We start from the raw sequence: 14,769 nt of genomic DNA, 5'->3' as shown, positions 1-14,769 counted from the left end.
CTCTAGTGTAACCCCAATTAATTTCGGGGGGCGAATTTCCCCCACATAGCCGATATACTTGAATACGTTACGGACAGTTAAACAGGAGGTTTTATGCTGATATTTATCCCGGTTCTTATCTTCGTCGCGCTGGTGATTGTCGCGGCGGGCGTCAAAATTGTGCCGCAGGGCTACCAGTGGACGGTCGAACGTTTTGGCCGCTACACCAAAACCCTGCACCCTGGCTTAAGCCTGGTGGTGCCGTTTATGGATCGCATCGGCCGCAAAATCAATATGATGGAGCAGGTGCTCGATATTCCTTCCCAGGAAGTCATCTCTAAAGATAACGCCAACGTCTCGATTGATGCCGTTTGCTTTATTCAGGTGATCGATGCGCCAAAAGCGGCCTATGAGGTCAGCAACCTTGAGCTGGCCATCATCAACCTGACGATGACCAACATTCGTACTGTCCTCGGGTCGATGGAGCTCGACGAAATGCTCTCCCAGCGTGACAACATCAACACGCGTCTGCTGCATATCGTCGATGAAGCGACCAATCCGTGGGGCATCAAAATCACCCGTATCGAGATTCGCGACGTACGCCCACCGGCAGAACTTATCGACGCTATGAACGCGCAGATGAAGGCCGAACGTACCAAGCGTGCCTATATCCTCGAAGCGGAGGGGATTCGCCAGGCGCAAATCGTCAAAGCCGAAGGTGAAAAACAGGCGCAGATCCTCACCGCAGAAGGTGAGCGTCAGTCGGCGTTCCTGCAGGCGGAAGCGCGCGAACGTTCTGCACAGGCGGAAGCCACGGCAACGAAGATGGTGTCCGAGGCAATTGCCGCCGGTGACATTCAGGCGGTGAACTACTTTGTGGCGCAGAAATATACCGATGCGCTGCAGCAGATTGGCTCCGCCAATAACAGCAAAGTGGTGATGATGCCGCTGGATGCCAGCAGCCTGATGGGATCAATCGCCGGGATCGCCGAGCTGATTAAAGACAGCGCCAGCGAACGGAAATCATCATGATTGCCCTGGTGCTCACGCACCCGCATCTCTTCTGGCTGAGCCTGGGCGGCCTGCTGCTGGCGGCAGAAATGCTCGGCGGCAGCGGTTACCTGCTGTGGAGCGGCGTGGCGGCGGCGGTCACCGGCGTCATCACCTGGCTGCTGCCTATCGGCTGGGAGTGGCAGGGCACGCTGTTTGCCGTGCTTACGCTGCTGGCAGCCTGGCTGTGGTGGAAGTGGTTGAGCCGCCGCACGAACCGCCAGCGCCCGGCTGAAGGCCAGCTTAACCAGCGCGGCCAGCAGCTGCTGGGCCAGCGCTTTACGCTGGATAACGCGCTGGTTAACGGTCGTGGTCATATGCGGGTCGGCGATAGCTCCTGGCCGGTTGCCGCCGATGACGACCTGCCTGCCGGCAGTAAAGTAGAGGTGATTGCGGTGGAAGGGATCGTCCTGCGAATCAGGCTCTCCCTTCCTCGCTAATCGTCAGGCCTGGGTTTTACGGTGGCAGCAGCCGGAAAGATTATCAATAATCGGACAATCGGCGCTGTCATCTCCCGGGCAGGACGCTGCCAGCGAAAGCAGCTGATCGCGCATCGCCTGCAGGTCGCTGATATGGCGTTCGATATCCGCCACCTTTTGCAGCGTATAGGCCTTCACGTCGGCACTGTGACGCTTTGGATCGTTAAACAGATTCACCAGCTCGCCGCACTCTTCCAGATTAAATCCGACCTGCCGCGCCTGGCGCAGCAGCGTAAACTCATCAAGGTGTTTCTGCGTGTAGCTGCGGTAGCCGTTTTCACTACGCAGCGGCGGCGTGACCAGCCCCTTCTCTTCATAAAAGCGAATCGCTTTGCTGGTTAAACCGGTTTTTTTGGCAACATCACTGATATTCACATTTCCCCCTTGACATTCCCCTTGCTGGAAGGTTTAACCTTCACAACTGTAGACCATAAGGTGAATTTGGTCATCCATTATTGAGGAAAGTGATATGTCTCAAACCATCGATCTAGCCCTGGACGGTCTGTCCTGTGGCCACTGCGTGAAACGCGTGAAAGAGAGCCTGGAGCAGCGTTCTGACGTTGACCATGCGGAAGTGACTATCGAAGCCGCGCACGTGACCGGTAGCGCCAGCGCTGAAGCGCTGATCGAAACCATTAAACAAGCCGGTTATGGTGCGGAGTTAAGCCACCCAAAGGCTAAACCGCTGGCAGAGTCATCACTCCCGTCGGAAGCACTGACAGCGGCCACCCCTGAGCTTCCGGCAGCGCAGGAACTGGATGACAGCCAACAATTGCTGATCAACGGTATGAGCTGCGCCAGCTGCGTTTCCCGAGTACAAAATGCGTTGCAGGCCGTACCGGGTGTCGTACAGGCACGGGTAAACCTGGCGGAGCGCACGGCCCTGGTCATGGGTAGCGCCTCCGCCGGTGATTTAGTCCAGGCGGTGGAAAAAGCCGGCTACGGCGCGGAAGCGATTGAGGACGATCTCAAGCGCCGCGAACGTCAGCAGGAAACCGCGCTGGCCACCATGAAGCGTTTTCGCTGGCAGGCGATTGTCGCCCTGCTGGTCGGCATTCCGGTGATGGTCTGGGGGATGATCGGCGACAACATGATGGTCTCCGACGATAACAGCTCCCTGTGGCTGGTTATCGGTCTCGTCACCCTGGCAGTGATGGTGTTTGCCGGCGGTCATTTTTACACCAGCGCATGGAAAAGCCTGAAGAACCGTACCGCAACGATGGATACTCTCGTCGCCTTAGGGACCGGCGTCGCGTGGCTCTACTCGATGAGCGTCAACCTGTGGCCGCAGTGGTTCCCGATGGAAGCCCGCCACCTCTATTACGAAGCCAGCGCCATGATTATCGGCCTGATAAACCTCGGGCATATGCTGGAAGCGCGCGCACGTCAGCGCTCCTCCCGGGCGCTGGAAAAACTGCTCGACCTCACACCGCCGACCGCCCGCGTGGTCACGGAAGACGGTGAAAAAACCGTGCCGCTGGCCGACGTTCAGCCGGGCATGATCTTGCGTCTGGCAACCGGTGACCGCGTTCCGGTTGACGGTGAAATTACCCAAGGCGAAGCCTGGTTTGATGAAGCCATGTTGACCGGTGAGCCAATCCCGCAGCAAAAAGGCGACGGCGACAGTATTCATGCCGGTACCGTCGTAGAAGATGGTTCGGTACAGTTCCGCGCCAGCGCCGTCGGCAGCCACACCACGCTGTCGCGCATTATTAAGATGGTGCGTCAGGCGCAGAGCAGCAAGCCGGAAATCGGCCAACTGGCAGATAGAATCTCCGCCGTGTTCGTGCCGGTGGTGGTGGCGATTGCGATTTTCAGCGCCGCTATCTGGTACTTCTTTGGCCCGGCACCACAGATTGTCTACACCCTGGTTATCGCCACGACGGTACTGATTATCGCCTGTCCGTGTGCGCTAGGTCTGGCAACGCCGATGTCGATTATTGCCGGCGTCGGCCGCGCCGCAGAGTACGGCGTACTGGTACGTGATGCCGATGCACTCCAGCGCGCCAGTGAGCTAACCACCCTGGTGTTTGATAAAACCGGTACCCTGACTGAAGGCAAACCGCAGGTCGTTGCGGTCAAAACCCTCGGGGCAATTAGCGAAGCCACCGCCCTGCGTCTCGCCGCCGCATTGGAACAGGGCTCGAACCACCCGCTGGCCCGCGCGATTGTGGAGAAAGCCGCCGAGAAATCACTGCCGCAGGTTAGCGCCTTCCGCACCTTACGTGGGCTGGGCGTGAGCGGTGAATCCGACGGTCACACTCTGCTGCTCGGCAACCAGGCGCTGCTGCATGAACATCAGGTCGTGACCCGCGAACTGGACGATGAGATGGCTCAGCAGGCCGCTCAGGGCGCCACGCCGGTGCTGCTGGCGATCGACGGTAAAGCCGCTGCGCTGTTCGCTATTCGTGACCCGCTGCGCAGCGATAGCGTTGCCGCGCTGCAGCGCCTGCACCGCGAAGGCTATCGCCTGGTGATGCTGACCGGGGATAACCCCGTCACCGCCAACGCCATTGCCAAAGAAGCCGGTATTGATGAGGTGATTGCCGGGGTACTGCCGGACGGTAAAGCGCAGGCGATTAAAGATCTGCAGGCGCAGGGCCAGAAGGTCGCGATGGTCGGTGACGGTATCAACGATGCGCCAGCGCTGGCGCAGGCCGACGTCGGTATCGCCATGGGCGGCGGCAGCGATGTGGCGATTGAAACCGCGGCGATTACGCTGATGCGCCATAGCCTGGTCGGCGTCGCCGATGCGCTGGCCATTTCCCGCGCCACGCTGCGGAATATGAAGCAGAACCTGCTCGGGGCGTTTGTCTATAACTCGCTGGGCATTCCGATTGCCGCCGGGATCCTCTGGCCGCTGACCGGCACGCTGCTGAATCCGGTGGTTGCCGGGGCGGCAATGGCGCTCTCGTCCATTACGGTGGTGAGCAACGCCAACCGCCTGCTACGCTTCAAACCTAAGCAGTAACCCCACCGTCCCTCCCGCCATCGGGAGGGACGCGTTTGCACCTTTCCCCCCATCGCGCTAGCATGAGATTTTCCTTCCAGGGAGCGCGGATGAGCCTGTTAAATCAACTACAACGCCTGTGGCGCACGCTGCGCGGTTCACCCTACAGCTGGCCTGCGCTGGACGTCACCTTGCCCGGCGGCCGCCACCTGCATCTGGTGGGTAGCATTCATATGGGGACCCGCGACATGGCCCCCCTTCCCGCTAAACTACTGAAAAAACTTCATCAGGCCGATGCGCTTATTGTTGAAGCAGATATCTCGGGTAACGAAACGCCCTTCAGCGATCTGCCAGAATACCCGCCGCTGCGCGAACGACTCAGCGAAGCGCAGTTTAGCCAGCTTGAAAAACTCAGCGACGAGCTGGGCGTGCCGCTGTATCGCTTTGATACCCAGCCGCTGTGGCAGGTGGCGATGGTGCTACAGGCCACTCAGGCGCAAAAGCTAGGGCTGCGCCCGGATTACGGCATTGACTACCAGTTGCTGCAGGCGGCCCGCAAAACCTCGCTGCCGGTGCAGGAGCTGGAAGGGGCCGACAGCCAGATAGCGCTACTTTGTGAACTCCCCGACGGCGGCATGGCGCTGCTCGACGATACGCTGACGCACTGGCACACCAACGCTCGGCTGCTGCAGGTGATGATCGGCTGGTGGTTAGAGCAGCCACCGTCCAACGGTACGGCTTCGCTGCCCAATACCTTTAGCCAGTCGCTGTATGATGTGTTGATGGTGAAACGCAATGAAGCCTGGCGCGATGCGCTACTGGCGCTGCCGCCGGGGCGCTACGTGGTAGCCGTCGGGGCGCTACATTTGTACGGGGAAGGCAACCTGCCGCAGATGCTGGGATAAAAAAATGGCCAATATCTCTATTGGCCCGTCAAAGAGGAATTTCATCATTATTATTATCCCGGAGTTCGCACTCCGGATCTTTCGATTGTCGCTCAAAGTTGCCGCAACTGCCAATACCTATTGCGCAAGATTATACTATTTTTTAGTGCGTTTTAGGGCGTATGCTGGCTGCATATCACGTCTGTAGTAAGAAGGAACGTTATGACTCCCGCAGTTAAGCTACTCGAAAAGAACAAGATCCCGTTCAACATCCACGCCTACGACCACGATCCGCATGAGACCAACTTTGGCGACGAAGTGGTGCGTAAATTAGGACTGAATGCCGACCAGGTTTATAAAACCCTGCTGGTGGCAATGAACGGCGACATGAAACAGCTCGCCGTGGCGGTGACGCCAGTTGCCGGGCAGTTGGATCTGAAGAAAGTGGCCAAAGCGTTAGGCGCCAAAAAGGTCGATATGGCCGACCCGATGGTGGCGCAGCGCGTGACCGGTTATCTGGTGGGTGGCATTAGCCCGCTGGGGCAGAAGAAGCGTCTGCCAACGGTGATTGATGCGCCGTCGCAGGAATTTGCCACTATCTATGTTTCCGGCGGCAAGCGCGGGCTGGACATTGAACTGGCGGCGGTGGATTTGGCGAAGATTCTTGGCGCGACGTTTGCGGATATTGCGCGTCGGGATTGATCGTGCGGCCGGTTTCCCCGGCGGCGCTTCGCTTGGCCGGGCTACCACCAACATGTAGCCCGGCCAAGCGAAGCGCCGCCGGGAACGGCTCAACGCCTTACTGCCAGCTCACTTCTCCTTTCGGTTCGTAAGCATTCACATCTAACGGTGAGTTTTGCTCAATATACTGCTTGAGCACCTCGGCATCGATAAACCCGGTATTCACATACCCCGGTTTGCTATCAATCTTCGGATAGCCATCGCCGCCGGTGGCATTAAAGCTCAGGGTCGCCATGCGATAGGTTTTCGCTGGGTCGACCGGTTCACCTTTGATTTTCAGATCCTGAAGCTGCCCGTTTTTGGCCACAAAGCTCACGTTAGCAAACTGCGGATAAGCACCGGAATCTGGCTTCATCTGAGCGACCGCGGTCAGATACTCAGTGACCTCTTTGCCGTTCATATCGGCGTATACCACCACGTTGCCAAACGGCTGCACTTTCAGCACGCTCTTGTAGGTGATATTTCCCTCTTCAATGGAATCACGAATGCCGCCGCCGCTCATCACGCCAAAGTCAGCGCCAGTGCGCGCCATCTGTGCGGCGAGAATCAGTCGTCCCATATTGGTTTGCACAAAGCGAACCTTGCTACGATCGCCCTCCAGATGCCCGTTGACGCTGCCCACTTTTACATCCAACTGTGCTTTGCCTTTACTCTGGAACGGCGTTAACAGCGAGAGCATCTGCGGATTTTCCGGGATTTGTGGCGTGTAAAGTACGCGCTCACTCTGCCCGTTATCGTAGGTCACCTTTTTCTTCAGGTTCACCGGGATCAGCTGATAGTGCACCAGCTTCATCTCACCATTGCGGAACTCAAAGTCGGCGCGACCAACGTATTTGCCCCACTCATGGGCCTGCACAATCCAGATACCGTTCTGTTTGTCCGGCGCGCACGGGGTGCCGGGCACGTAGTCGACCTGCTTTTTATTCTCCGATGCCATGCAGACCGGATCCTGTGAGTGACCACCCACAATCATCGCCAGCGAACCCGCGGGCAGGCTGCGCGCCATTTCGACATCGCCCGGCGCGTTGGAACCGTGCTCGCCGTTATCGTAATGGCCCATATGGGTCGTGGCCAGAATCAGATCCGGCTTCTCTTTTTGCTGCAACTCCTGAATCACAACTTTGGCTTCTTCCGCCGGTTTGCGGAATTCAATATCGGTGAAATATTCCGGGTTGCCAATTTTAGCGGTGTCATCGGTGGTTAAGCCAATAACGGCAATTTTAAGATCCTGGCGTTTGAAAATCGCCCAGGGTTTAAACAGGCGTTCGCCGGTGCTTTTCTGATAGATGTTGGCAGAGAGGAACGGGAATTTGGCCCATTTTTCCTGCTGGCGCAGCACGCTCATCGGATTATCGAATTCGTGGTTACCCACGGCCATCGCATCGTAGCCCACCAGGTTCATGCCGCGGAAATCTGGCTCGGCGTCCTGAAGGTCGGACTCCGGAACCCCGGTGTTAATATCGCCGCCGGAGAGCAGCAGCACGCTTCCCCCTTCAGCCGCCACCTCTTTACGAATGCCGTCCACCAGCGTTTTTTGCGCCGCCAGTCCATATTCGCCGTATTCGCTGCGCCAGAAATGGCCGTGATGATCGTTGGTATGCAGGATGGTGATTTTATAGGTTTTATCTTGCTGATAAGCCTGAGAAGGTAAGCTGACTAAAGACAATGCAGACAGCATCGCCAGCGCCACGCCCCGTTTGACGAAATGCATGTTTCTCTCCCTGAGTGAATAACCATCGCCGAAATTACAATGCTCTGAAATATTAGTCTAATTTGTTTTCAGAAATGAGACTTCCTTCAAACGTCTTAGGCAGGTATCTTAGTCTGATAATTATTATTAAAGCGTATATCCCCAACATCGCACTCTTAAATACAAGTGGAATCTATGGCAATTTCTGAAACCAGCCCTACGCGGCCAGGCCCGTCTGCGTCTTCGCAGAAGGGTCGTACCTCATTTGGTATTCTGGGGGCGATCAGCCTCTCCCATCTGCTCAACGATATGATTCAGTCGTTGATTCTGGCGATCTATCCGCTGCTCCAGTCGGAGTTTTCGCTCAGCTTCGTGCAGATTGGGATGATTACCCTGACCTTCCAGCTCACCTCATCGCTGTTCCAGCCGGTTATCGGCTATATCACCGATAAACGCTCTATGCCGTGGTCGCTACCGGTCGGCATGTGCTTTACCCTAAGCGGTCTGGTGCTGCTGGCGCTGGCGAGCAGCTTCGGCGGGGTTCTGCTGGCGGCAGCGCTGGTCGGCACCGGTTCATCGGTGTTCCACCCGGAATCCTCCCGCGTGGCTCGTATGGCTTCCGGCGGTCGTCACGGCCTGGCGCAGTCCATCTTCCAGGTGGGCGGCAACTTCGGCAGCTCGCTGGGGCCATTGTTGGCGGCGGTGATTATCGCGCCTTATGGCAAAGGCAACGTCGCCTGGTTCGTACTGGCCGCGCTGCTGGCAATCGTTGTTCTGGCGCAGGTTAGCCGCTGGTACGCGGCGCAGCATCGTTTAGCGAAAGGTAAACCTAAAACCGTTATCGTTAATCCGCTGCCGAAAAATAAAGTGGTGCTGGCCGTTTTCATTCTGCTGATGCTGATTTTCTCCAAATACTTCTATATGGCGAGCATTAGCAGCTACTACACCTTTTATCTGATGCAAAAATTCGGATTATCGGTACAAAACGCCCAGATTCACCTCTTTGCCTTCCTGTTTGCGGTTGCCGCAGGGACCGTGATTGGCGGGCCAGTGGGTGATAAGATTGGCCGTAAATATGTTATTTGGGGCTCTATCCTCGGCGTAGCGCCGTTTACCCTCCTTTTACCCTACGCCACCCTTTGGTGGACGGGGATTTTGACGGTGATTATTGGATTTATCCTCGCCTCGGCGTTTTCCGCCATCCTGGTGTATGCGCAGGAGCTGTTACCGGGCCGTATCGGCATGGTTTCTGGGCTGTTCTTCGGTTTCGCCTTTGGGATGGGTGGCCTGGGTGCCGCGGTTCTGGGGCTGATTGCGGACCACACCAGCATCGACCTGGTGTATAAAATATGCGCCTTCCTGCCGCTTATCGGTATGTTGACCATATTCTTGCCTGATAACCGCCAAAAACACTGATTTTTGGGCAGCCAAACATCTGTTTTGGCTGCCTTCTTTCTCCCCGCAAGCACACGTCTCCTCTGACTTCCCGCATTCAACTTTCTTATTTGTGCCATTTACTCCTAAAAATTCAAATTTTTAGTTAAATTCAAGAATTATTCACAAACAAAATGACCGGAATTGTCATAAACTATTACAAGGCTTTTTGGTTTTCAGGCTGTTCCGGCATTCTGCGCCAAAAATGGGACCACGCATCACGACGAAAGGAGACGGAATGCATCACGCCACACCGCTAATCACCACCATTGTTGGTGGCCTTGTGCTCGCTTTTTTCCTTGGCATGATTGCCAATAAGTTAAGAATTTCTCCACTGGTAGGATATTTGTTAGCGGGCGTACTGGCCGGACCATTTACTCCAGGATTTGTCGCTGATACCAAACTGGCTCCTGAACTGGCGGAACTAGGCGTTATTCTGCTGATGTTTGGCGTGGGTCTCCATTTCTCGCTCAAGGATCTGATGGCGGTAAAGTCAATAGCCATCCCCGGAGCGATTGCGCAGATAGCCGTCGCCACCCTGCTCGGTATGCTGCTCTCCACCTTCTTAGGCTGGTCGATGATGACCGGTATCGTCTTTGGTCTGTGTCTCTCCACCGCCAGTACCGTGGTGCTGTTACGCGCGCTGGAGGAACGACAGCTTATCGATAGTCAGCGCGGGCAAATCGCCATCGGCTGGCTGATTGTTGAAGACCTGGTGATGGTGCTGACCCTGGTGCTGCTGCCAGCGGTCGCTGGCATGATGGAAAAAGAGAATATCGGCTTCGCTTCACTGGCGATTGATATGGCCATCACCATCGGTAAAGTGGTGGCGTTTATCGCCATTATGATGCTGGTTGGTCGCCGTCTGGTACCGTGGATCCTCTCCCGCAGTGCCGCAACCGGTTCTCGCGAACTGTTTACGCTGTCGGTACTGGCGCTGGCGCTGGGGATTGCCTTCGGCGCGGTCGAGTTGTTCGATGTCTCCTTTGCGCTGGGCGCGTTCTTCGCCGGGATGGTGCTGAACGAGTCAGAGCTGAGCCACCGTGCTGCCCACGATACCCTGCCGCTGCGTGATGCGTTCGCGGTCTTGTTCTTCGTCTCCGTCGGTATGCTTTTCGACCCGCTGATTCTGATTGAGCAGCCGCTGGCGGTGTTGGCAACGCTTGCCATTATCATCTTCGGCAAATCACTGGCGGCCTTCGGCCTGGTGCGTCTGTTCGGTCACTCGCAGCGTACGGCACTGACCATCGCCACCAGCCTGGCGCAGATTGGTGAATTCGCCTTTATCCTTGCCGGCCTCGGCATGGTGCTGGGCCTGCTGCCGCAGTCGGGGCAGAATCTGGTGCTGGCAGGTGCCATCCTCTCCATTATGCTGAACCCGGTGCTGTTCTCGGTGCTGGAAAAATACCTCGAGAAAACGGAAACCCTTGAGGAGCAGACGCTGGAAGAGGCGCTGGAAGACGAGAAGCAGATCCCGGTGGATATCTGTAACCATGCGCTGCTGGTCGGCTACGGTCGCGTTGGCAGCCTGCTCGGCGAGAAGCTGATGGCGCAGGGCATCCCGCTGGTGGTTATCGAAACCTCGCGTACCCGCGTGGATGAGCTGCGCGAGCGCGGCATTCGTGCGGTGCTGGGCAATGCGGCGAACGAAGAGATTATGGACCTGGCGCATCTGGACTGCGCCCGCTGGCTGCTGCTGACTATTCCGAACGGCTACGAAGCCGGGGAGATTGTCGCCAGCGCCCGCGAGAAGTACCCTCACCTTGAAATCATCGCCCGTGCGCACTACGACGATGAAGTGGCGTATATCAGCGAGCGTGGTGCCAATGAGGTGGTGATGGGCGAGCGTGAAATTGCCAAAACGATGCTGGGGCTGCTGAGTGAGCCACCGTTGAGTGAGGCGGTTAGCGGGTAGATATGACGATCCCGGCGGCGCTTCGCTTGGCCGGGCTACATGATGAAGTAGCCCGGGCGAGCGCTAGCGACCCCGGGAATCCGCCGAATTACCGTTCCCAGTACGCCTCTTCGAGGCTATCTTCTTTCTCCGGCAGGCCGCGCGTCAGGCGCGGTGAATGCTGGTTCAGCACCTGATAGCTTACCCGGTTTGCATACTTACACACCTGCGCTAACGACGAGTAGGTCAGCCAGCTATGCTGGTGCTTACTGGAGTTCGGCACGTTGGTACGGTGGTAGGCGTTGGCGGTAATGTCGTGCAGCAGCGCGGCCAGCGCACCGTCGCCCGCGCCGTTGGTGTTCATGATTTTCTCAGGCCCCCCCATAAACGGCGCGATGTGCGAGTAAATACGCAGCGGATCCTGACAATCTTTAAAGCGTACCGCGCGGCTGAATTCGTACTGGTTGAATTCGGCAATCGCCCCCGGCAGCAGCGGGTGCTGCGTTTTACGCTTGGCATCGTTCTCGGTGAAGCCCGCCATATACAGCCCGGTTGGCCCGGCCGTGCACAGCACCAGATCCACCCAGTCGAGCGCCTTATCCGACGCCTGCAGCGGATCGCTAAGGCCGGTTAACGCTTCCGCCTCTTCTTCATTCATCGCCAGAATCGACACGTGCTCTTTGATAAAGCTCTGCCACCACGCCGGGCTTTCGGCGATCACGAATTTGGTCCCCAGCGTCAGCACCACCGGCACATCATATTTCTTCGCATAGGCGATGGCCTGCATAGTCGCTTCAGGCATCGGTTCGCCCGGCTTACAGCGTACCAGATAGGAGGTCAGCACCAACGCAGACGCACCGGCAATCACCGATTCAGGTACGCTCTCCGGGCGCAGTTTGTTCATATGGCCCGGGCTGATGGCGAAGGTACGCTCGCCGGAATCACTGATAAGCGTAAAGCAGCGGCCAATCGGCCCTTCAACGCCCTGCAAGTAGTTCAGGTCGGTACGACTTGAGGTGTTGCACAGATAGCGGTAGGCATAGCCGCCGATTTCAATGTTGCTGCACATCACGCCCAGCAGCACCGAGCGGTCATCCGCCAGTACCGAGTAGTTGTGCATGGTGTTGCCGATGGTGCCACCGGCAAACTGATGGGTAATGAGACCTTCGCGCACCAGTTCCTGATACAGCGCTTCAGCAACGTCATCTTCAATCACCAGAGAATGCCCTGCGCTCAAGCCGTAGCGCTGAATAAACGCATCGTCGACTTTGGCTTCAATATCCACTAGCGTCTGGTCGATACCGACAACCCAGGCGGCGCTGGTTTCACTTTCGGGTTGAATCTGCTTTAGCAGCGGATCGCGAGCGTCCACCGGGAAATAGTGTTTAGATTTGCGTTTACCGGGAAATTTCATGGTTTTTCAGGAGTGGCTGTGAACAGGCGGTGAATAGTAGCACATTCATCCGCCTGCTTGCGATCAGGTATAGGGCGCGGTCAGATTGACCATCATCGCGATATGCGCTTCGTCGTCATTCAGCGCAGGAATGTATTCATACTGCTGACCACCGGCCTCCATAAAGACCTCGCGGTTCTGCACCGCAATCTCTTCCAGCGTCTCCAGACAGTCCGCCGAGAAGCCCGGGCACATCACCTGGATATGCTTCACGCCCTTCTCACCGAGCATTTTCAGCGTTTCGTCGGTGTACGGCGTGAGCCAGGGTTCACGGCCAAAGCGCGACTGGAAGGTCATCATCACTTTATCCGGCGAGATGCCAAGGGCCGACACCAGTTCGCGGGTGGTATCGCGACAGCGCTGCGGGTAGTCATCGCCTTCCTGCGCAAAGCGCTGAGGAATGCCGTGATAGGAGAGCAGCAGCACATCCGGCTCACCGTGACGGGCAAACGACGCGCGCGCGCTGGCCGCCAGCGCCTGAATATAGCCGTGGTCGGTGGCGTAGTCGCGGATAAACGAAACGCTTGGGATCGCCCGTTTGGTCGCCAGAATACGTGCCAGCTCGTCCCACACCGCCGCCACCGTCGAACAGGAGTATTGCGGGTAGAGCGGCAGCACGATGAGATGGTCAACGCCCTGCGCCAGCAGTTCATCTACGCCGCTTTGCAGTGACGGCGTACCGTAGCTCATCCCCAGCACCACCGGAATCTCCGGCAGGCGAGCGGCAAGTGCACGCTGCTGGCGACGGCTGAACACCATCAGCGGCGAGCCCTCTTCCATCCATACGGACTGATAGAGTTTGGCCACGCGCGGCGCGCGGATAGGCAGGATCACACCGCGTAGCAACGGCCACCAAAGCAGACGAGGGGTATCAACGACGCGCTTATCGCTGAGAAACTGTGTCAGGTAGCGTTTTATCGCTTCAGGCGTTGGAGCATCGGGGGTGCCGAGATTGACCAGCAGAATACCGGGGTTCTTATGATGCATTACCGCCTCTTATCGATTCAAATTGTTGATAATTGTAGCGGAAAAGTGAGGAAGAAAAACTAATTGCTGCAAGAGGTAAGGAGAGAATTTGCCTGATGGCACTGCGCTTTTCAGGCCTACGGTACGATGTAGGCCTGAAAAGGCGTTTACGCCGCCGTCCGGCACGCTCGGTGCCGGAAAACGAGGTTAACCGAGGATCTTCGCCAGCTCAGCGCGTACGTCAGCAACGGCTTTGGTGCCGTCAACTTTTGCGTACTTGGTGTTACCTGCCTGCGCTTCTTTGGAGTAGTAGCCGATCAGCGGAGCGGTCATCTGATGGTATTCCACCAGGCGCTTACGAACGGTCTCTTCCTGGTCGTCTTTACGGGTGGTCAGCTCTTCGCCGGTCACGTCGTCTTTACCTTCAACCTTAGGTGGGTTGAATTTGATGTGGTAAACACGGCCAGATGCCGCGTGTACGCGACGGCCAATGATACGGTCAACGATCAGCTCGTCCGGAACGTCGAATTCCAGAACGTAGTCAACGTTGATGCCCGCTTCTTTCATGGCATCAGCCTGCGGGATAGTGCGTGGGAAGCCGTCCAGCAGGAAACCGTTACGGCAGTCTTCCTGAGCGATACGCTCTTTGACCAGCGCGATAACCAGTTCATCAGTGACCAGCTTACCTGCGTCCATGATGTCTTTAGCCTGTTTGCCCAGCTCGCTGCCGGATTTTACAGCGGCGCGCAGCATATCACCGGTGGAAATTTGCGGAATGCCATATTTCTCCATGATGAACTGTGCCTGAGTTCCTTTACCCGCGCCCGGTGCGCCAAGCAGAATGATACGCATTGCGAAAATCCCCTCAAAGGTTGTCGATATTTTTTAAAAAGCGCTAAAAGATACCACCAGAACGGCGCTGGCTCAAGGAAGGCGGGACGGCTGAAACGGTTAATGGTCAGATATTTTGCGTAGCGGGAGATTTAAGGGCGCTCGCCCGGAGAAGTAGCCCGGGCGAGGCATTTATGCCGACCCCGGGGGAACCGGAGCCGAACCCGGCGTCGCGTTGGTACAAACCGGAAACATAGGTAACACTTTAGACCGGATACATGGGTAACAGTTATAACTGGCATAGAAGAGGAGACTCGCTATGCCCTGGACTGAGACCCAACCTATGCAACGTCTTGATTTTATCCGTGCCAGCCAGGCTGGCACGATGTCTTTCTCCGCACTCTGCCGTCTCTTCGGC

Annotated in this window: 12 protein-coding genes; 7 read left to right on the top strand and 5 right to left on the bottom strand. The window is 57.0% G+C overall.

Going from position 1 to position 14,769, the window contains the following annotated elements; translation table 11 throughout:
- The first annotated feature begins 93 nt into the window (after positions 1 to 93).
- Positions 94 to 1,011, top strand: a complete 918-nt coding sequence (locus V6944_RS12860; RefSeq protein WP_333499246.1) for an SPFH domain-containing protein — start codon at positions 94 to 96, stop codon at positions 1,009 to 1,011.
- Positions 1,008 to 1,469, top strand: coding sequence for an NfeD family protein (locus tag V6944_RS12855; protein WP_333499245.1), 462 nt, complete (start codon positions 1,008 to 1,010; stop codon positions 1,467 to 1,469). Before V6944_RS12860 ends, V6944_RS12855 begins: the two co-directional genes overlap by 4 nt.
- Positions 1,470 to 1,472: 3 nt before the next feature.
- Here the strand turns inward: V6944_RS12855 and cueR are convergent, their stop codons facing one another.
- A complete protein-coding gene (gene cueR / locus V6944_RS12850) occupies positions 1,473 to 1,883 on the bottom strand; it encodes a Cu(I)-responsive transcriptional regulator (protein ID WP_185667085.1) in 411 nt (136 codons plus the stop codon).
- A gap of 94 nt (positions 1,884 to 1,977) precedes the next feature.
- Between cueR and copA the strand changes: the two genes are divergently transcribed.
- The 3 genes from copA to ybaK all read left to right on the top strand — a co-directional run bounded on the left by copA (position 1,978) and on the right by ybaK (position 6,044).
- Positions 1,978 to 4,479: a copper-exporting P-type ATPase CopA gene (gene copA / locus V6944_RS12845; RefSeq protein ID WP_333499244.1), complete on the top strand. Its 2,502-nt coding sequence runs from the start codon at positions 1,978 to 1,980 to the stop codon at positions 4,477 to 4,479.
- A gap of 89 nt (positions 4,480 to 4,568) precedes the next feature.
- A complete protein-coding gene (locus tag V6944_RS12840) occupies positions 4,569 to 5,363 on the top strand; it encodes a TraB/GumN family protein (RefSeq protein WP_333499243.1) in 795 nt (264 codons plus the stop codon).
- A 201-nt stretch (positions 5,364 to 5,564) separates the two neighbouring features.
- A complete protein-coding gene (gene ybaK, locus V6944_RS12835; protein WP_185667088.1) occupies positions 5,565 to 6,044 on the top strand; it encodes a Cys-tRNA(Pro)/Cys-tRNA(Cys) deacylase YbaK in 480 nt (159 codons plus the stop codon).
- 97 nt (positions 6,045 to 6,141) lie between these two features.
- Here the strand turns inward: ybaK and ushA are convergent, their stop codons facing one another.
- Complete coding sequence (ushA, locus tag V6944_RS12830) at positions 6,142 to 7,794, bottom strand: bifunctional UDP-sugar hydrolase/5'-nucleotidase UshA (protein ID WP_333499242.1); 1,653 nt, start codon at positions 7,792 to 7,794, stop codon at positions 6,142 to 6,144.
- A gap of 174 nt (positions 7,795 to 7,968) precedes the next feature.
- On the opposite strand from ushA, the gene V6944_RS12825 reads away from it, so the two are divergent.
- Complete coding sequence (locus V6944_RS12825) at positions 7,969 to 9,189, top strand: MFS transporter (RefSeq protein WP_185667090.1); 1,221 nt, start codon at positions 7,969 to 7,971, stop codon at positions 9,187 to 9,189.
- A gap of 256 nt (positions 9,190 to 9,445) precedes the next feature.
- Complete coding sequence (gene ybaL / locus V6944_RS12820; RefSeq protein ID WP_333499241.1) at positions 9,446 to 11,122, top strand: YbaL family putative K(+) efflux transporter; 1,677 nt, start codon at positions 9,446 to 9,448, stop codon at positions 11,120 to 11,122.
- A gap of 88 nt (positions 11,123 to 11,210) precedes the next feature.
- On the opposite strand, the gene V6944_RS12815 is transcribed toward ybaL, so the two are convergent.
- The 3 genes from V6944_RS12815 to adk form a co-directional block, all read right to left on the bottom strand.
- Positions 11,211 to 12,515, bottom strand: a complete 1,305-nt coding sequence (locus tag V6944_RS12815) for an inosine/guanosine kinase (protein WP_333499240.1) — start codon at positions 12,513 to 12,515, stop codon at positions 11,211 to 11,213.
- Between the two features lie 63 nt (positions 12,516 to 12,578).
- Positions 12,579 to 13,541, bottom strand: coding sequence for a ferrochelatase (gene hemH, locus V6944_RS12810; protein ID WP_333499239.1), 963 nt, complete (start codon positions 13,539 to 13,541; stop codon positions 12,579 to 12,581).
- Between the two features lie 186 nt (positions 13,542 to 13,727).
- Entirely contained in the window at positions 13,728 to 14,372 is a 645-nt protein-coding gene (gene adk, locus V6944_RS12805) for an adenylate kinase (protein ID WP_185667094.1), read from the bottom strand.
- Positions 14,373 to 14,769 lie beyond the last annotated feature (397 nt).

It is taken from the genome of Kluyvera sp. CHPC 1.2972, from assembly GCF_036759925.1.
Taxonomy (GTDB): Bacteria; Pseudomonadota; Gammaproteobacteria; order Enterobacterales; family Enterobacteriaceae; genus Kluyvera.
Note: the sequence above shows the minus strand (reverse complement) of the source record. Positions and strands in the feature narration are given on the sequence as shown.